The following is a 17,461-nucleotide window of genomic DNA, read 5'->3' on the forward strand; positions in this document are numbered from 1 at the left end:
ACCGCCGCCTTCTTTTCCTTGGCAACAGCGACACCGGTCGCAGCGAAAACAACAGCCGCGCACAATACAGCCACTCTCATTGGAACCCCCACATTGCACCCGACAGATGGTCGAACATGACGTAACGTAACCTTAATATTAGCACTAACGAATATATTAGCTAGCCCCGTGCCATAAAAAGCAGGCCGAGTGCCAAGCTTGCGCCACGACCGCCAAACCGGTGCCATCTGGACACCAGCCGGCATGAGTCGCATTCTGCTCGTGGGGAGAAGGGCATGGATAAACTAAACATAGGAGCTGATCAGGCCAAACGCTGGCGCGACCGCGCCCTGCGCGGCCGACGGAGGCGTCTGTCGCACAACATCGTGTCGTGGGCGCTGATCCTGATAGCTATAGCCATTCTCGGTGGTCTGATCACGCTCAAGGCGTACAAGTAAGCAGAGCCCCAGCGCGCGAGGCTATCAGGCCACAGCCTAGCCGCTGCCAAGCAGCGGCACGGTAACGGTTGTCGCGTAGTTGATCGGGAAGGAACTGAAGTAGGGGAAGTCGATGACGAAGGCATAGGCGGCGGTCAGATGCGCCATGCGGAAGCCACCGCTCACCGGGTCGATGGCGATCGTGACGTTCACGTCCTTGAACCCCAAGGCCTGCAATTTCTGCGTGGCGATCGATTGAATGTCGGCTTGGGTCAGCGTGTTCTTAAGCTGCAGCGAGCGCGCTGACGTCTCCAGCGTATAGCGAACACTGGAGACCGAGTGCATCGACCAGCCAAAGGCGAATATTCCGAACAGCAGCATGACAAGGAAGGGGGCGATCAGCGCGAACTCCAGCCCGGCCCCGCCCGATCGATCCCGCCGCAACGCGCTTACCCTAGCGGACACGGATCATCTCCTGGTGACCGATGACGGTGGGAGCGGCAAAGGTGCCGAAGGCAATTGGCGGCACCCAGGTGCCCGATGCCTGTATCTGGACATAGATCGACGGCACCTTGGGCCCACTGCACATGGTGGAAGCGTCGACCACGGTCGTGCCGCACATACGGATGTGGCTTAGCGTGACCTGGCCGTCTTCCGGCCGATTTTCCCAGCTCGCAATGGCAAGGGCCCGGGTCGCCGCATCATCGGTCGATCCGCTCATGACCAGGTTCGCGGCCGTCTTCACACCGGCGCGCATCGACAGTGAACTCGTTACGTAGGACCAGCCGTCCAGAATACCAAGCAGCACCAGGCACAGAATGGGCAGCACCATCGCGAACTCGACCGCCGCAACGCCCGAATCATCGCCAAGGATCGGCATCGATCGGCGCCCCACGGAGCTACTCGGACAGTGCCACGGACCGCGCGGCTGGAATGTTGGGCACTCCGAGGCTCGAGCAATCCTGATTGATGGTTGAATTACCGGACCATTGAATCGTATTTGCGACGACCCTGGTGCAGCCGCCATTGCCCGAGAAGTTGCCAAGATAGCTCACTTGCTGCTTGGGGAAATAGATGGCCCCGGTCAAAAGCGAGTCCGCTGTGCCGTTGAATGTGCTGGATGCACTCATGCCGGTCCTGTCGCCGTAGAACAGAACGCCTGAGTAGGTGCCCGAAGTCGCCGCGCTGAGCTTCACGGACGCATTGCCATTCATGCTGACGGTCGAGCTGCCCGACATGAAGATGGTCACCCCGGCGCCGGTGATGGCCGCGTTGGCGTTTATCTTGAGATTGCCCTGGACGACATAAACGCCGGGCGAAAGCGTGACGTTGCCCTTCAGGTTCATGCCGCTGCAATAGGTGCCTGGACCGAGCGTCGCCTTGTTGTCGTTCAGGCAGGGGGTCGCGGCCACCGGGGCCGGCAGGTCGACAAAGGGATCGCCGGCAGGCAGTGCCTGGGTGATCGGGGCCGCGCAGACGGTGGTGACGGGATTGCTGAGAGAGACACCGCCCGCCGATATCAGGCAATCGGCCTGCAGACCGGCCGCGCCCTGAAGCTTGATGGCGTCGGAGGCGATGGAATTGGACATGACCGAGCAGCCGGTGAGCTTAACGCTGGTGCTGCCGGAAAACAGCACCGCCTGCGACGCGGACGGATCGAGCGCGAGCATGCAAGCACTCGAGGCATCGGTAATGACGGCCACCGCCCTCGCCTGTTCGGGAACCTTGTCCTGTGTGAAGATCAGGGTGAACATCCGGTCGAGCTTCTGGCCGACGATCACCTCGACCGCTTTCTTCGCCGTATTCGGTCCGGACGCGGGCGGCGTATTGACGACGATCGTGCCCGAGCCCAGCCCGTTCGACGCCGCGGACTGGGTCGCGGCCGCGACGATCGTCGGCTTGTCGGAACCCGAAATCTGTTCGAGCGCTCCGGCATAGGCGGCTGCATCGGCCGTCGCCTGCAATCTCAGGCTGTTGTAGTACCAATAGGAGGTCTCGACGCCGAAGCCCGCAGCGCCGACAACGACCGGCAAGGTGAGGGCAAAAATGGTGGCGACATTTGCGCCCGTGCTCCGGCGCATGGCGTCCATTACAAGCCGAACACGGGTGAAGCTATTCAAGGCCATGGTTTAAATTAGAAAGCACGCATAAATGAACGAATGGCTAAAAAGTTCGGTGCATTTTTGAGCAGTGGTCCATTGGCTTCAAAAAAGAAGTGCTTCGCTGGCTGATCAACGCGCGAGCGCACTTCCTGGCAAGCGAGAAGGGCTAGGGCCAGCGGGAGGCGGCGAGAGAGAGCATCGATGTCCTAGAGCATCCGCCTGCGATAGGCAGCCATGGGTTCGCACCCGATCAGCGAACTTGCCGTCGAAGGCAGCAAACACCGATGTATTGCTGCTCGCACTATTGGAGAATGCAGTGGGAAGCCAAAGCTGTGCAGGATTTTCTTCAAGCGGAAAGAATCGGCATCGGCTCCGCAACCACCCCGGCCGACATCTCTCTTTGCACGGCTTGGAAAAACCTGCGCACTTCATCGCTGGCTGCTGTTCTGTCCCTGCCGGAGCCGACCACAAGATCGAGCAACTCCGACGCCTTGGCCCTCCAGAACGAGGTGGCGGTCTCGCCATGCAGGTTGCCGAGCTTGGCAGCAACCTCTCTGACCAAGAATACCTGACGGTCGATCGGGAATGCACGGATTTTTTCTGGGGACATCTTCCGAACCATGAGACTGACGCAACGAATCAACCATTGCCAACAAGCAATGGCGTAGCCGGGAAGGTGGAAACGGAAGCTTAACGGCGCTGACGTGGGTGCGGGGACGCAACGATACGCTCGCGACATCGCCTGTGCGTCAAACGCGCTTCATTGGTTGCAGTGGGGGGCAGGCGAAACGGCGGCGGCCCTTAGGCCTGGAGCGCCCTCGCCTCACCGCCGCGCTTGCGCGGCGTCATCATATCCCTGGCCATCAGTCCGCTGGCCCGGCAAAACGCCATGAACGCCCGGCAAGCATCCTCGGTCTTGACCACGTCTACCGTGGCCCCAAAGCAGGCGTTGAAGGCTTTCTGGTAGATCGGGCCCTGACGGCGCGCAGGCCAGTCCTGGAGAAAATCGAGCGCCTGTTCGACGCCGTAGATCTCCTCGACCGGCAGGCCGGGCGCGGGCGCTATGCGCACCGGCACCTCGAATTGCAGTCTGTCCATTTCCTGTCTCCCGAACTGGCGCCACCGCAGCAACGCCGTTCGTCGTCAAAAGTTGCTTTGACCGGCTTTTGGCCCAGAAATGTGTCGTCACTTGGGTCGCTGAACCGCCCATGCAAGGCGAATATCTCGAACTGTGCGGGTGCATCGGGCAGTTCTTCCTTGAACCTTTTGCCCTCAAGTGCCAAATCTGGGGAGATCTTCACGTCGGCTCTCCTGCAGGGCCCTACCCGCTACACGGACAAAATGGTCACCTATCTCGACGCTGCCACGGCCCCGCTCAGAAATACCGGCCAGATCCGCCTCTATGGCGAGGACGGCTTTGCCGGCATGCGCAAGGCATGCGATCTCACCGCGCGCTGCCTCGATGAGCTGGTGCCGATGGTCCAGCCCGGCGTCACCACCGAAGCAATAGACCGCTTCGTCTTCGAATTCGGCATGGACCACGGCGCGCTGCCGGCGACGCTCAACTATCGCGGCTACACGAAATCATCCTGCACCTCGATCAACCATGTCGTCTGCCATGGCATTCCCGACAACAAGCCGCTCAAGGATGGCGACATCGTCAACATCGACGTCACCTACATCCTCGACGGCTGGCACGGCGATTCTTCGCGCATGTACCCGGTCGGCACGATCAAGCGCGCCGCCGAGCGGCTGCTCGAAGTCACGCATGAATGCCTGATGCGCGGCATTGCGGCGGTCAGGCCGGGCGCCCGCACCGGCGCCATCGGCGCCGCCATCCAGACCTTTGCCGAAGGCGAGCGCTGCTCGGTGGTGCGCGACTTCTGCGGCCACGGCGTCGGCCAGTTGTTCCATGACGCGCCGAACATCCTGCATTACGGCAGCGCCAATGAAGGCGTCGAGATGCGGCCAGGCATGATCTTCACCATCGAGCCGATGATCAATCTGGGCAGGCCGCACGTGAAGGTTCTGTCGGATGGCTGGACCGCGGTAACGCGCGACCGCTCGCTGTCGGCGCAGTACGAGCACACGATCGGCGTGACCGACACAGGGTGCGAGATTTTCACGCTGTCGCCCAAAAAGCTCGATCGCCCCGGCCTGCCGGCTTAGAGCGCATCTTAGCCGGCGGGAGGCCGTCTATGCCGACTGCACATCCGCGGCATTCGGCAGGTCGATGGTAACGACCAGTCCGCTGGGCTGGTTGTCCTCCAATTCGATCCTGCCGCCGTGCCCCTGGACGATGTCGGCAACGATCGAGAGGCCCAGACCGAAGCCATGCTTCGACGCAATGCCGCGCGACGCATCTTCCTTGAAGAATGGTTCGAAAACACGGGCACGTGCCGTCATCGGAATACCCGGCCCGTCGTCCCCTACCGTGATGCGCGCCGCCGTGCCGGTCGCCGTCAAGGCGACCGTGACATTGCCAGCGAATTTGACCCCGTTGTCGCAAAGATTGGCGATCGCACGCGCCAATGCATTGGGCTTGCACCAGCCCAGAAGCCGGTCCGGCCCGGAATATGAGACAGGAAATCCGACATCGGAGAATTCGGCGCAGACGGTTTGCAGAACGCTGGCAATATCGGCGCGCTGCAGCTTCTCCGTCGAAACATCGTTGCGCAGGTAGGTAAGGGTCTCATCGATCAAGATTTCGATGTGCTGGACATCGGACAGGATTGCGGTTCGGATTGGGCCATCATCCATGCGCTCGGCGCGAAGCCGCAGCCGCGTCAAAGGCGTGCGCAGATCATGACTGACGCTGCGCAACATGCGCGTGCGGTTTTCGATCATCGTGCGGATACGCGTCCTCATCCTGTTCAGGGCGCGCGCCAACCCCACCATTTCAATGGAGCCGTGTTCGACGAAGAGCTGGTCGCCATTCTCGATCTCGGCCGAACCGACTGCCGCCGAGATGCGCTTCAACGGATCCGTCACGGCCCAAACCGCAAACAGCCAGATCAGCACGGGCAAGGCAACGAAAGCCATGAACCTGTAGAACGAGGCACGGACGAGGCCCGATGTCAGCCAGGAATCGGGCATGCCGAAATGGGCCAGGACGTCCTGCTGGTCGAGGTCGATGACAAACGCGTATCGGCCGCCGATCCTTATCCAGCGTCCCTCAACCGTCCCCCTGTCGATACGCAAAAGCCATTCGACACTTCGCCATTGCAGATAGGACTGGGGAATGCCGGTTATCCGGTCCTTGGGCAATATCTCGAAATCAAAGCCGGCCCGCTTTGCTGTCGCCAGAATTGCGCCACGCGCCTGCGCCGGCGTTTCTTGCAACAAGGCAGCAACAACGGCCGCACGCCCGGCGTTATCTTCCGCGGCGGGAAGATCGGCGTTCTCTATGAAACTCTCGACGACCGAACCGACGAACATGATCACGATCACCGCGATGAAAATGATTGCCACAAACTGCCCACGCACGGACTGTGGCAAGAAACGGCGGATGAAATCCCTCATGCTTCCTCCACCGTCGCGGTGAAGATGTAGCCACCCAACCGAACGGTCCTCAAAAGCACCGGATCGCGCGCATCCTTTTCGATCTTCCTGCGGATTCGACTGATATGGACATCGACGCTACGCTCGATCGGCCCCGCGAGCCCGGCATGGGTTACGCCCAGAAGTTCCTCACGAGAGAGAACCCGGCCTGCGTTGCGACAAAACGCAAGCAACAGGTCGAATTCATGCGTCGTGGTCGTCACCCGCGCATTGTTGGGGTCATGCAATTGCCGGCGTATGGGATCAAGGCGCCAGCCGTTGAAACGAAGTACCTTCGACCAGTCCCGCTCGTCGGGATCATAGGCTGTACGGCGCAGCAGCGCCCGTATCCTGGCCGTCAGTTCACGCGCGCTGAACGGTTTCGTCACATAGTCGTCCGCGCCGATTTCCAGCCCGAAGATGCGGTCGATTTCCTCGCCGAGCGCGGTCAGCATCAGGATCGGAATGTTGGTTGCGGCACGAAGGCGGCGGCAGATGTTGAGACCGTTTTCGCCCGGCAACATGACATCGAGCACGATGAGATCGAATTTCTGGGTGCGAAGCGCGGCATTCATCTGGACGCCGCTCTCGGCAATTTCCACAGTCATGCCGTTGTCGGTGAGCGTGTCGCCCAGCATGCGTGCGATCTCCAGATCGTCTTCGACAATGAGGATGCGCGAACCTTGCCTTGCCGACGTGGATTCGGCGCTCAAATCGCTTTGGTGCCGTTGCTGTGCCATTCCGGAGCTTGTCCAGCTTGCATTTGGTGCCTTGGGTAGGCGTCAGAACCGATATCCGACGAGAAGCATCCCTGAAGGCTGGATCTTTTCGACGACGACGGGGCTGTCGGCAGCGTCACCCAAGAGAACGCCGACCCCCGCTTCGCCGCGCACCATCCAGTTCTCGTCGAGCATATATGTGGCGGAAATCGAAAAATCGGCGCGCTTCAAACCGGCGCCGGCATCATAGCGCGCCAGCCCCGAGCGAGCCGATTGCTCGGGCGTGACACCAAAATAGGCCTGCATGTAATTTTCGTCGGCGAACACGGCGGACGCGCTGGCGCCGATCATCAACGATTGAGACAGAGGCCGGGTCACCTCGATCCCCACCCTGCCCTCCAGGCCATCGCTGCCGCCGATGGTCTTATCCAGCTGCGCGAATATTTCGGCCGGACCGAACTTCGCCGCTGCCTTCACGCCGACCGTCGCGCCCATGTCGACATCCCCCAAGCCGCGCAGATGGTCGGAGTCGTCTTCCTTGCGGCCCATCTCATAGCCAAGCCGCGCGCTGAAGGCGAACGGTCCTTGTTCATAAACGGCGATGTTGGCACCAGTCGGATCGATCGTCACCGTGTCGAGGAATGTCGCCGTGACGAAAGGCACCGGCATGATCTTGAACTCATTGCTGCCCTCGTATTTGGGGACGATGATGGCGCCGCCGCCGAGCACGACGTGCCAGTCGGACAGTTTCTGTTCGAAGCGCCCGAAACGGGAAGGCTCGGGCGGCAGGGTAAAATCGTCGGAATTCACCGCAATGGCGTCTGCCGCCAGCGCGCCGTCCGAATGGGCTGAAAGCAGGATTGCCATGACCGCAAGAGATGCCCGGCCGGCAAATAGTCCAGAGTCAATTTTGGCGAACATGCGTGCTCCAGTATAGCGAGGCAAAGAGCCTCCGATGGCGTCACCATGTCAGGTGAAAGTGGCCGCATGCGTTAAGTGATGTTAAGTTTTGTTGCGCAATCGTGGTTTCATCTTGCCGTATAGGGAGGCCCTAGGCTGACAGTGGGCTGCCACGATCTGCCGTGGATCGTCTCGCGATCGGAGAACGGAACTGTTTCAATCCAGGCCAGAACAGCTCTAAATGTCTGTGCCGGAGCAATGTGGGCGGGGTATGGGGAACACAAGCGACGATGACGAGCGGAGTTTCTTCTCCGAAGCGCCGATGCGGCCTGCTGCGAAAGCCAAGGCGACGCTCGACGAAAAGCCGCATTACCTCGGCCATCGCGACCGCTTGCGCGAGCGCTTTGCCCTGGCGGGTCCAGATGCCCTGCCCGATTACGAACTTCTGGAACTTCTGCTCTTTCGCCTGATCCCTCGTGCCGACACCAAACCGGCGGCCAAGGCGCTGCTGGCACGCTTCGGCACGCTGGCCGAAGTGCTTGGCGCCCCGGTGGGCCTGCTGCAGGAGGTCAAGGGCATCGGCCCTGCGGTGGCACTCGACCTGAAAATCCTCGCCGCAACGGCGCAGCGCATGGCACGCGGCGAGGTCCACGGCCGCGAGATCCTCTCGTCCTGGCAGCAGCTCCTCGACTATTGCCGCTCAGCAATGGCCTTCGAGGCGCGCGAGCAGTTCCGCATCCTGTTCCTCGACAAGAAGAACGCGCTGATCGCCGACGAGGTGCAGCAGACGGGTACTGTCGACCACACGCCTGTCTACCCGCGAGAAGTGATCAAGCGGGCGCTCGAACTCTCGGCGACTGCCATTATCCTGGTCCACAATCACCCGTCAGGCGACCCGACGCCATCGCGCGCCGACATCGAGATGACGAAGGAGATCATCGACGCGGGCAAGCGGCTGGGCATCGCGGTGCACGACCACATCATCATCGGGCGGAAGGGATATGCCAGCATGAAGGGCCTGCTGCTGATCTGAGGTGGCAGGGCCGGCGCCAACGCCGATCGACCCCGACCACACGATCCCAGAGAGCGGGGCGGGCGAAACCGGCCAGAACAAGCGACTGGCGGAATCAGGAGAGCATGATCATGGCGAAGACAAAAGTCCTTCTTGTCGGCGAAAGCTGGGTGAGTTCGGCGACCCACTACAAGGGGTTCGACCAGTTCGGCAGCGTCACCTTCCATCTCGGGGCAACGCCCCTGGTCGACGCCTTGAAGGACAGCGAATTCGATCTCGACTACATGCCCGCTCATGAGGCCGTCGAGAAGCTGCCTTTCACCATGGAAGGGCTGTCGCAATACAGGACGATCATCCTGTCCGACATTGGCGCAAACTCGCTGCTGCTTCATCCCGATGTCTGGCTGCACGGCAAGACAGTGCCGAACCGGCTCAAGCTCCTGCGCGACTGGACGCTGGCCGGCGGCGGCCTGATCATGATCGGCGGTTACTTCAGCTTCCAAGGCATTGACGGCAAGGCGCGCTGGCATCGCACGGCGGTCGAGGAGGCGCTGCCGGTGACCTGCCTTCCCAATGATGACCGGCTCGAAATTCCGGAGGGCTTTCGTCCCGAGATCACTGGTTCAAGAGACCATCCGCTTTTTGCCGGCATTGAGGGCGAATGGCCGCTGCTGCTCGGCGCCAACGAGGTCGTCGCCCGCGATCGCGACGATGTCGAGGTTCTGGCGCGGCTGCCGCAGGACCAGGGCGGCCATCCGCTGCTGGTCACCGGGCGTCACGGCGAAGGGCGCACGCTGGTCTGGACGTCGGACATCGGACCGCACTGGCTGCCGAACAGTTTTGTCGAATGGCCCGGCTATGCGCGGCTTTGGACCAACGTGCTCCGCTGGGTCAGCAACGCCGTTTGATGATGTCGCCCCAAAGTGCGTTTTTGAGGCGACGACATGTATGAGAACAAAGGTTTGAAGCCGATCAGCATCACCGGGAACGGCGAGCTCGGCCGTTGCCGCCTTCGCCTCATGGTCGTTCACGGCGGATCGGTGTTGCAGTTTCCGGCAACCTGGCTGACCGCTTCGCCGAACCCGGCGAGGTCGAAATCGGCCTCGCCGCGCCCCGCCAGCAGCCCGAACCGCCACGAAAGCTGGAGCCGGTTCGCGGCGACAAGGCGCCTGATGCCATCGGCGCCATCGCGCACCAGCATCCGGCCGCGCGGCCCGACCGACCAGCTTTCGTCGAACTTGCTCTCCTGATCGACCGTAATCGACATGGTGATCTTGCGGCTGGCCGAAACAGCGTCGTTCAGTTGCAGCCATTCAGTCCAATGCGGCTCGCCGTTTGCCCGGCAGGCAATCGTCAGGATCGGGCTGTAGCTCAAGGCACCGCCGCCGGTGATCAGCTTGTTGGTGGCGTAGAGCGAGGCCGTCACGAGGCCGTCTTCACTCGTACCGAAGCGCCAGTTGTCAGGCACCGTGCCGGCCTGGGCAATGCCGCAGACCGAGATAAGGATCAGCGCGATTGCCGAAGCGTGTCCCAATTCGACGAACAGTCTCAACACGCCCTCCAACAACCAAGCGGCTTGCAATAGAAGCGCAGATAATGATCAAAGCTTGGTCGCCACAGGCCGTCGCTCGCGAAGCATGGCGGCTGTTGCAGTTTGGCAACGAAAAAGGCCGCCTCGAGGGCGGCCTTCCTGTTTCAGCGGAGCGCTGGTGTTATTCGGCGGCCTTCTTCTTCGGCGCGGCCTTCTTCTTGGGCTCTTCCGCGTCGTCGGCCGTCTTGGCGTCGGCCTTCTTGGCGGCGGCTTTCTTCGCCGGCTTCGCCTTGACGGCGGTCTCGTCCTCTTCGTCGTCGGCCATCAGCTCTTCCTTGCTGACCTTGACGTCGGTGACCGAAATCTGACCGAGCAGATGGTCGACCACCTTTTCCTCGAACATCGGCGCCCGCAGCGTGTTCAACGCTTCCGGGTTGTTGCGGTAGAATTCGAAGACTTCCTGCTGCTGGTTGCCCGGATAGCGCCGCACCTGTTCGAACAGGCCGCGCTGCAGCTCTTCGTCCGATACGGTCACGCCGGCCTTCTCGCCGATTTCAGCCAGCACCAGCCCGAGGCGCACGCGGCGCTCGGCAAGCCGCAGATACTCGGCGCGCGCCTCTTCTTCCGTCGTCTCTTCGTCGGCGAAGGTGCGTCCGGCTGCTTCCAGATCACGATTGACCTGCGCCCAGATGTTGTTGAACTCGGCGTCGACGAGCTTCGACGGCGCCTCGAACGAATAAGCCGCATCGAGCTGGTCGAGCAGCTGGCGCTTGACCTTCTGGCGCGTCATGGCGCCGAACTGGTTCTCGATCTGGCCGCGCACGACGTCGCGCAGGCGCTCCAGCGACTCCAGGCCGAGGTTCTTGGCGGTCTCGTCGTTGATTTCCAGCGCGCCGGGCTGGGACACTTCCTTGACGGTGACATCGAAGGTCGCTTCCTTGCCGGCCAGATGCGCCGCCTGGTAGTTTTCCGGGAAAGTCACGGTGACCTGCTTTTCGTCACCGGCCTTGGCGCCGACAAGCTGATCCTCGAAGCCGGGGATGAATTCCTTCGAGCCTAGCACCAGCGGCTGATCGGTGCCGGCGCCGCCATTGAAGGCCTCGCCGTCGATCTTGCCGACATAGTCGATGGTGACACGGTCGCCATTGGCGGCCTTGCCGGTCTTCGGCTCGTAGCTGCGCGCCGATTCGGCAACGCGCTGGACCTGCTCGTCGATCTCGGCATCAGGCACGTCGAACACCTGGCGCGTCACCTTGATGTCGGAAAAGTCCTTGATCTCGATCGCCGGGATGATCTCGTAGTTGAGGCGGAATTCGAAGTCGGCGCCGCCGGCCAGGATCTTCTCGGCTTCCTTCTCGTCCTCGGTCATGATGACTTCGGGCTGCATGGCAGCCTTTTCACCACGCCCGGTAATGATCGAACGGGTCGAATCGTTGAGGATTTCGTTGACCACTTCGGCCATGAACGACTTGCCGTAGACCTTGCGCAGGTGCTGCACCGGCACCTTGCCTGGACGGAAGCCGTTGATGCGGACCTTGTTGCGGGCATCCGAAAGCCGCGCCATCAGCTTGGCTTCCATGTCACCGGCCGGCACGGTGATCTTGATCTCTCGCTTGAGACCGGAGTTGAGCGTTTCGGTGACCTGCATCGTAAAACCTTTGTTTTCACCAATGAGACTGCCACGGCCTCTGCCGTTCACAGCCTGCCGGTATATTCTTGCCGGGAATGGCTTTTGGTACGGAACCTGGCGATTTGACCGAAAACCCGGCTCAAACTCTCCCAAACTGCGTTCCAAAATGTGAATAAGTTCTTGTTTTTCCTACTTCTTATCACATTCTGCAGAAGCGGATCGTCGCGTCCCGTCACATTTGACACGCCTTTTGTCACAGGCGAGGCCAATTTTCAACAGTCTTCGCATCCCAGCCAATAACCGGCATTCGGGGCCTGCCCCACATCTTGTCGCTGGGCCACATCTTGTCTCTGACATTGACAGAATGATGGCCACATGGGATTGCCGGTCCATGCGGATGTGGCGGAACTGGTAGACGCCCTGGATTTAGGTTCCAGTGCCGAAAGGCGTGGGGGTTCGAGTCCCTTCATCCGCACCACCCTTCGAGCTTTCGGGTGGCGGGCGACCCGAAAGCCCTGGCGAAGGAGGACCGGCGCCGTTCAGGCAGGCATCGGATTGAGCTTCAGATGCTGGATCAAGATGATGGTCTTGGCGTCGACGATACGGCCATCGGCGATGCCGGCCAGCGCCTCGTCGAGCGGCATTTCCAGAACCTCGATGTCCTCGCCCTCTTCTTGCGCGCCGCCGCCGGCCGAGATGCGGTCGGCGGGTGAATAGCGGGCGATGAAAAACCAGAGCCGTTCGGTGACGCTGCCGGGGCTCATATAGGGCGAAAACAGCCGCTCGATATCCTTCAAGCGATAACCCAGCTCTTCCTCGGCTTCCTTGCGGATGGCGGTCTCTGGATCGTTTTCGTCCAACAGGCCGGCACAGGCCTCGATCAGCGGCTCGCGGTGGCCGGTGACGTAAGCGGGATAGCGGAACTGGCGCACCAGAAGCACGGTCGAACGCAAGGGGTCGTAAGGCAGGATCACCGCACCATCGCCGCGATCATAGGTCTGGCGGATTTGCGTCTCCCACTGACCGTCGCGCCGGCGGTAGTCGAGGACGGTCTTCTTCAGGATGGCCCAGTCGTCGGAGAGGATTTCCTCCGAACGGACGCGAATACGATCTTCCATCCCGGTCTCCATGCTAAAGCGCGTCGCGCTTCATGCTCCTGTGTATGCCTGTCGTTCTCCCAAAACCGGAGCCACTTTTGGGAGACATGCCTGGCCGAGGCGTAGCCGCGAACCGGCATTTCGGCAATCCCGCCCGTGATTGGTCCAGAAGCCCTTTCACCGCCTCGTGTCTGGCGCAGGCGCCATCGGTCGCCTAAATAGCTGCGAACCCTCCCGGAGTTTCTCATGACAGCGTCGCTTTTCCAGTCGATCACTCTCGACGGCCTCACCTTCCCCAACCGCATCGCCGTCGCGCCGATGTGCCAGTATTCCGCCGAGGACGGCTCGGCCAGCGACTGGCATCTCCATCACTGGATGAACCTCGCAATGTCCGGCGCCGGCATGGTCACGGTCGAGATGACCGACGTCGAGCGGCGCGGGCGTATCACCCATGGCTGCCTCGGCCTTTACTCCGAAGACAATGAAGCGGCCGCCCGCCGGGCGCTGGACGCTGCACGACGCGTCGCCGCACCCGGCACGAAATTCGGCTCCCAACTCGCCCATGCCGGCCGCAAGGCTTCGAACCGCAAGCCGTGGGAGGGCGGCGGGCCACTGAAGCCAAACGAGGATCCCTGGCAGACCGTCTCCGCCTCGGCCATCCCCTACGACACCGGCTGGAACGTGCCGCACGCTCTGGAGGACGAGGAGATCCTACAGCTGATCGAGCGCTTCGCCGAGGCGGCAAGGCGAGCCGAACGCGCCGGCTTCGATTTCCTCGAACTGCACGCCGCGCATGGCTATTTGATCTTCCAGTTCCTGTCGCCCTTGTCCAACCAGCGCACGGACCGCTGGGGTGGCTCGCTGGAAAACCGCATGCGTTTTGCCGTCGAAATCACCAAGGTGGTGCGCAAGGCGGTGCCAAAGCTGATGCTCGGCGCAAGGCTGTCGGTGAAGGATTGGGTCGACGGCGGCTTCGACGTGGCGGACGCGATCGAAGTGGCCAAAGCGCTGAAGGACGAGGGCGTTGCCTATCTCTGCTGTTCGAGCGGCGGCAATTCGCCGTTGCAGAAATTGCCCACCGGCCCCGGCTATCAGGTGCATCTGGCGGAGGCGGTGCGCAAGGGCGCTGATATTCCGACCCGCGCCGTCGGCCTGATCGACGACCCCAAACAGGCCGAAGCGATCGTCACCGAGGGCCGCGCCGACATGGTGGCGCTGGCGCGGGCCTTCCTGGCTGATCCGCGCTGGGGGTGGCGTGCGGCGGCGACATTCAGCGAGACAATCCACCCGGCGCCACAACTTGCCCGTTCGGTGACCACGATGCAGCATTGGATGAAGGCGGCGGGCTGAACGGTTCGCGCTCCCGACACGGCGCTGTAGAGCCTTCAAACAGCCTCTGAGACGTTTGGGCGCAGGCTGACGGCCATGGTTGCAACCAAATTGGCTGCTTTGCGTTGCGGCCATGATGGACAACAAACCTTTTGAAGTGCCGGTCGTCGTCGAACTTGGCCACGTCGGCAAATATCGCCACATCCGCAGCGCCCAGGAGGCCGCGGAGTGCCTGATGACGGTGTGGCCGCTCAATCGCGGCCCGCGCCATCGTGATGCCCTCGACACTTGCCTCAAAGTGCTGGAAGGTTATCGTTCGACAGCAGATGCGCGCCGGGCGCTGATTGAAGCCGCCAAGGAATCGGAAGTGCTGGTGCCCGACGACAGACTGCCCGACGACCGACTGCATTGAGCAGACGGACCTTTCAACCGGAGGTTTTTCATGGCGAAGCTGACTTACAAGATCGTCGAACATGACGGCGGCTGGGCCTACAAGGTCGGAGCGACCTTTTCCGAGACGTTTCCCACGCATCAGGACGCGTTGCGCGCCGCCGAAATCGCCTCGGCCGAGCAGCAGGTCGCCGGAGCGACGGACGGCATCCAGTATGAGGACGCCGAGGGAAAATGGCATGAGGAACTGGCCGACGGCCGCGACCGGCCGCAGACAGAAGTCTCGGATTGATTCGGTATCGCGGTTGATGTGGAGCGGTTCGACGGAGCGCCGACCGCAGCGCCGTCCGGAGAGGACGCGCCAGCGGCCAGCGGCTGTCCTTGCGGACTAGCCCTCGAACATGGATTTCCAGAAAATCGGCGTGCGCTTTTCGGAAATCACGTTCTGGCTATTTGCCGCAATACTGATCGTTGACGTTTTGCCCTGCGTTAGCGTCCGGGCCTGGTGTGTTGTGGGCACATGGGCCAATAGCGCCGGTGTTGCCTTGGGTGTTCAACCCGGAGCCGTCACTGATGCTTCCCGTGGTGTAGGGGTCGACAGTTGTCTGGTCGTTGTTACCGAACAGCCACCAGTCATGATTGTTTGAGTACCTGTCGTCCAGTGACTGCGCCATCGCCGATGTGGCGAGACCGATCGTCAGGACGGATGCTGCGAGAAGTTTTGTAACCATTGAATCACTCCGTATCTTAGCCGCCTTGGTGCGACACTCATAAAACCCGGTAGTCAGCCGAATGGTTCCTTGAAATTGTCGTGAAGCTGAGGTGAGGCCCCGATCGCAAAGCCCGGCTGGCGATGCGCTCGATGGATGCGGCGGTTCGCTCCGGGCCATGAATTCCGGCAAGTGCCCCTTGCCATAGCACCCGTCGATGTGACCGAGATCTTGCTCGACCGCCACGTTATCGCAGAACATGGTGTGGAAACGAGTTGGCTTCGACCGAGCCATCCACCTCCGGCGGTCATGTAGTCGGGCAGGGAAGCCGGCGCCGCGGAGATGACATTGCGGCCACCGCCGCGCCGCGCTATCTCAGACCACTCGCCTTCCCGGGCCACTCGCTTGCCGGAGCTTCCCATGCCTGAAATCGTGACCGCCGCCATGCTCGTCATCGGCGATGAAATTCTGTCCGGCCGCACCAAGGACAAGAACATCGGCCATCTCGCCGACGTCATGACGGCGATCGGCATCGACCTGAAGGAAGTGCGCATCGTCCCGGACGAGGAAGACGAGATCATCGCGGCGGTGAACGCCGTGCGCGCGCGTTACACTTATGTGTTCACTACCGGCGGCATCGGGCCAACGCATGACGACATCACGGCCGATTCCATCTCCAAGGCCTTTGGCGTGCCTTGCGAATACGATGCCCGGGCCTATGCGATGCTGGAAGCAAGCTATGCCGCGCGCGGCATCGAATATACCGAGGCCCGCAAGCGCATGGCACGGATGCCGCGCGGCGCCGATCTCATCGACAATCCGGTGTCGGTCGCGCCTGGCTTCCGCATCGGCAACGTCCACGTCATGGCTGGCGTGCCGTCGATTTTCCAGGCCATGCTCGACAATGTCGTGCCGACGCTGAAGGCCGGCACAAAGATGCTGTCGGCGACCGTGCCCTGCCCGTTCGGCGAAGGCCTCATCGGGGGGCCGCTGGGTGATATCCAGAAAGCGCATCCCGATACGATCATCGGCTCCTACCCGAAATATGGCGATGGCAAGTTCTGGACCGAACTGGTCGTGCGTGCCCGCAGCCAGGAGGCGCTGGACGCTGCCCGCGCCGATGTCGAGGCGATGGTCGCCGGCTTCGCCAACAATCCCGGCTGATCTGGTCCAGACCGGAACAAAGCACGACGCTGCAACGTTTCCCCGGCACGAGTTCGCCAGCTCGTAAACTGAGGGATTGTCATGCGATTCAAAACCATCGTCGCCATTCTGCAGAACGAGCAGGACGCCGAGCGCGTGCTCGACTGCGCCATTCCGCTCGCCACCCGGTTCCAGAGCCATCTGGTCGGCATCCACGCCGAAACGCTTCCCGTGCCCTACACCTCTGCCACAGGCTTTCCCGACACCGAATTCCTGCAGGTTTCGGCAGACATGAACCGGGAACGGGCCGAGAAATTGAGGACGCTGTTTCTCAGGCATATCGAGGATTCCGGTCTTTCCTTCGAGTGGCGAAGCCTGGAGAGCTTTTCGGGTGACAGCGCGCTGACCGGGATTTCGAGCGTGCGGGCCGCCGACCTGATCATAGCAGCGCAGCGCGAAACGGGCGGCGATTCCAGCGCGGACGTAGACACGCTGGTCTACGATGCCGGCCGGCCGGTATTGGTGGTGCCGCACGAGGGTCCGCTGATCACCACCTTCAAACGCGTCTTGCTCGCCTGGAACGGCAGCAAGGAAGCGGCGCGCGCCGCCTTCGACGCGCTGCCCTTCATGATCGAAGCCGAGAAGACCGACATATTGGTTATCGACCCTCCTGAAACGCTCGACGACAGCCCGGAGGCCGCCGGCGCCGAAATCGCGGCGGCGCTGTCGCGCCACGGCGCCACCGTCAGCGTCTCGGTGCAGCAGTCGGGCGGCAGTTCGGTCGATGACATCATCCAGACCAGGATCGCGGAGACCGGCGCCGATCTGCTGGTGCTCGGCGCCTACAGCCATTCATGGCTGCGCCAGCTTCTGTTCGGCGGCGTGACGCGCAGCGTGCTGCGCACCGCGCCGGTGGCAGCCTTCCTGTCGCGATAAGCCCAC

At 61.9% G+C, this 17,461-nt stretch carries 21 protein-coding genes and 1 tRNA gene; 10 read left to right on the forward strand and 12 right to left on the reverse strand.

Annotated elements, in window-relative coordinates; genetic code table 11:
- Window positions 1-275: 275 nt before the first annotated feature.
- Window positions 276-437: a hypothetical protein gene (locus MESCI_RS21180; protein WP_013531996.1), complete on the forward strand. Its 162-nt coding sequence runs from the start codon at window positions 276-278 to the stop codon at window positions 435-437.
- Between the two features lie 36 nt (window positions 438-473).
- On the opposite strand, the gene MESCI_RS21185 is transcribed toward MESCI_RS21180, so the two are convergent.
- The 5 genes from MESCI_RS21185 to MESCI_RS21205 all read right to left on the reverse strand — a co-directional run bounded on the left by MESCI_RS21185 (window position 474) and on the right by MESCI_RS21205 (window position 3,616).
- Window positions 474-881 (reverse strand): TadE/TadG family type IV pilus assembly protein, encoded by a 408-nt coding sequence (locus MESCI_RS21185; RefSeq protein ID WP_013531997.1) that lies wholly within the window; start codon window positions 879-881, stop codon window positions 474-476.
- The gene (locus MESCI_RS21190) at window positions 871-1,296 is read right to left on the reverse strand and encodes a TadE/TadG family type IV pilus assembly protein (RefSeq protein WP_013531998.1); all 426 of its coding nucleotides are present in this window, start codon (window positions 1,294-1,296) and stop codon (window positions 871-873) included. Before MESCI_RS21190 ends, MESCI_RS21185 begins: the two co-directional genes overlap by 11 nt.
- A 19-nt stretch (window positions 1,297-1,315) precedes the next feature.
- Entirely contained in the window at window positions 1,316-2,542 is a 1,227-nt protein-coding gene (locus MESCI_RS21195; RefSeq protein WP_164755014.1) for a pilus assembly protein TadG-related protein, read from the reverse strand.
- 322 nt (window positions 2,543-2,864) lie between these two features.
- Window positions 2,865-3,128 (reverse strand): DUF6074 family protein, encoded by a 264-nt coding sequence (locus MESCI_RS21200; protein ID WP_013532000.1) that lies wholly within the window; start codon window positions 3,126-3,128, stop codon window positions 2,865-2,867.
- A gap of 191 nt (window positions 3,129-3,319) precedes the next feature.
- On the reverse strand, window positions 3,320-3,616 hold the full coding sequence (locus tag MESCI_RS21205; protein ID WP_013532001.1) for a DUF982 domain-containing protein: 297 nt from the start codon (window positions 3,614-3,616) through the stop codon (window positions 3,320-3,322).
- A 243-nt stretch (window positions 3,617-3,859) separates the two neighbouring features.
- On the opposite strand from MESCI_RS21205, the gene map reads away from it, so the two are divergent.
- The gene (gene map / locus MESCI_RS21210) at window positions 3,860-4,687 is read left to right on the forward strand and encodes a type I methionyl aminopeptidase (RefSeq protein WP_013532002.1); all 828 of its coding nucleotides are present in this window, start codon (window positions 3,860-3,862) and stop codon (window positions 4,685-4,687) included.
- 27 nt (window positions 4,688-4,714) lie between these two features.
- On the opposite strand, the gene MESCI_RS21215 is transcribed toward map, so the two are convergent.
- From MESCI_RS21215 to MESCI_RS21225, 3 genes are read right to left on the reverse strand one after another with little or no spacing between them, the layout of a single operon-like run.
- Complete coding sequence (locus MESCI_RS21215; protein WP_013532003.1) at window positions 4,715-6,040, reverse strand: HAMP domain-containing sensor histidine kinase; 1,326 nt, start codon at window positions 6,038-6,040, stop codon at window positions 4,715-4,717.
- Window positions 6,037-6,798 carry a response regulator gene (locus MESCI_RS21220; protein ID WP_032808912.1) on the reverse strand — a complete coding sequence of 254 codons (762 nt, stop codon included), beginning with the start codon at window positions 6,796-6,798 and terminating at the stop codon, window positions 6,037-6,039. The genes MESCI_RS21215 and MESCI_RS21220 overlap by 4 nt, the downstream gene beginning before the upstream one ends.
- 42 nt (window positions 6,799-6,840) lie before the next feature.
- Window positions 6,841-7,698 carry a MipA/OmpV family protein gene (locus tag MESCI_RS21225; protein ID WP_013532005.1) on the reverse strand — a complete coding sequence of 286 codons (858 nt, stop codon included), beginning with the start codon at window positions 7,696-7,698 and terminating at the stop codon, window positions 6,841-6,843.
- 250 nt (window positions 7,699-7,948) lie between these two features.
- Here MESCI_RS21225 and radC point away from each other — a divergent pair, with 250 nt between their 5' ends.
- On the forward strand, window positions 7,949-8,710 hold the full coding sequence (gene radC, locus MESCI_RS21230; protein WP_013532006.1) for a RadC family protein: 762 nt from the start codon (window positions 7,949-7,951) through the stop codon (window positions 8,708-8,710).
- A gap of 110 nt (window positions 8,711-8,820) precedes the next feature.
- Window positions 8,821-9,597 carry a glutamine amidotransferase gene (locus MESCI_RS21235; RefSeq protein ID WP_013532007.1) on the forward strand — a complete coding sequence of 259 codons (777 nt, stop codon included), beginning with the start codon at window positions 8,821-8,823 and terminating at the stop codon, window positions 9,595-9,597.
- A gap of 119 nt (window positions 9,598-9,716) precedes the next feature.
- On the opposite strand, the gene MESCI_RS21240 is transcribed toward MESCI_RS21235, so the two are convergent.
- The gene (locus MESCI_RS21240) at window positions 9,717-10,241 is read right to left on the reverse strand and encodes a hypothetical protein (RefSeq protein ID WP_013532008.1); all 525 of its coding nucleotides are present in this window, start codon (window positions 10,239-10,241) and stop codon (window positions 9,717-9,719) included.
- Between the two features lie 160 nt (window positions 10,242-10,401).
- Window positions 10,402-11,868 carry a trigger factor gene (gene tig, locus MESCI_RS21245; RefSeq protein WP_013532009.1) on the reverse strand — a complete coding sequence of 489 codons (1,467 nt, stop codon included), beginning with the start codon at window positions 11,866-11,868 and terminating at the stop codon, window positions 10,402-10,404.
- A 375-nt stretch (window positions 11,869-12,243) separates the two neighbouring features.
- Between tig and MESCI_RS21250 the strand changes: the two genes are divergently transcribed.
- Window positions 12,244-12,328: transfer RNA gene (locus tag MESCI_RS21250), tRNA-Leu, on the forward strand.
- Window positions 12,329-12,389: 61 nt separating this feature from the next.
- Here MESCI_RS21250 and MESCI_RS21255 read toward each other — a convergent pair.
- Entirely contained in the window at window positions 12,390-12,968 is a 579-nt protein-coding gene (locus MESCI_RS21255) for an NUDIX domain-containing protein (protein ID WP_013532010.1), read from the reverse strand.
- Between the two features lie 225 nt (window positions 12,969-13,193).
- On the opposite strand from MESCI_RS21255, the gene MESCI_RS21260 reads away from it, so the two are divergent.
- The 3 genes from MESCI_RS21260 (at window position 13,194) to MESCI_RS21270 (ending at window position 14,958) form a co-directional block, all read left to right on the forward strand.
- Window positions 13,194-14,297 carry an NADH:flavin oxidoreductase/NADH oxidase gene (locus MESCI_RS21260; RefSeq protein ID WP_013532011.1) on the forward strand — a complete coding sequence of 368 codons (1,104 nt, stop codon included), beginning with the start codon at window positions 13,194-13,196 and terminating at the stop codon, window positions 14,295-14,297.
- A gap of 112 nt (window positions 14,298-14,409) precedes the next feature.
- On the forward strand, window positions 14,410-14,688 hold the full coding sequence (locus tag MESCI_RS21265; RefSeq protein ID WP_013532012.1) for a DUF982 domain-containing protein: 279 nt from the start codon (window positions 14,410-14,412) through the stop codon (window positions 14,686-14,688).
- Between the two features lie 30 nt (window positions 14,689-14,718).
- Window positions 14,719-14,958 (forward strand): DUF2188 domain-containing protein, encoded by a 240-nt coding sequence (locus tag MESCI_RS21270; RefSeq protein WP_013532013.1) that lies wholly within the window; start codon window positions 14,719-14,721, stop codon window positions 14,956-14,958.
- Between the two features lie 157 nt (window positions 14,959-15,115).
- Here the strand turns inward: MESCI_RS21270 and MESCI_RS21275 are convergent, their stop codons facing one another.
- A complete protein-coding gene (locus tag MESCI_RS21275; RefSeq protein WP_013532014.1) occupies window positions 15,116-15,397 on the reverse strand; it encodes a hypothetical protein in 282 nt (93 codons plus the stop codon).
- 399 nt (window positions 15,398-15,796) lie between these two features.
- Between MESCI_RS21275 and MESCI_RS21280 the strand changes: the two genes are divergently transcribed.
- Window positions 15,797-16,540: a competence/damage-inducible protein A gene (locus MESCI_RS21280; protein ID WP_013532015.1), complete on the forward strand. Its 744-nt coding sequence runs from the start codon at window positions 15,797-15,799 to the stop codon at window positions 16,538-16,540.
- 81 nt (window positions 16,541-16,621) lie between these two features.
- Window positions 16,622-17,455, forward strand: coding sequence for a universal stress protein (locus MESCI_RS21285; protein ID WP_013532016.1), 834 nt, complete (start codon window positions 16,622-16,624; stop codon window positions 17,453-17,455).
- Window positions 17,456-17,461: the final 6 nt, after the last annotated feature.

It is taken from the genome of Mesorhizobium ciceri biovar biserrulae WSM1271, assembly GCF_000185905.1.
Classification (GTDB): domain Bacteria; phylum Pseudomonadota; class Alphaproteobacteria; order Rhizobiales; family Rhizobiaceae; genus Mesorhizobium; species Mesorhizobium ciceri.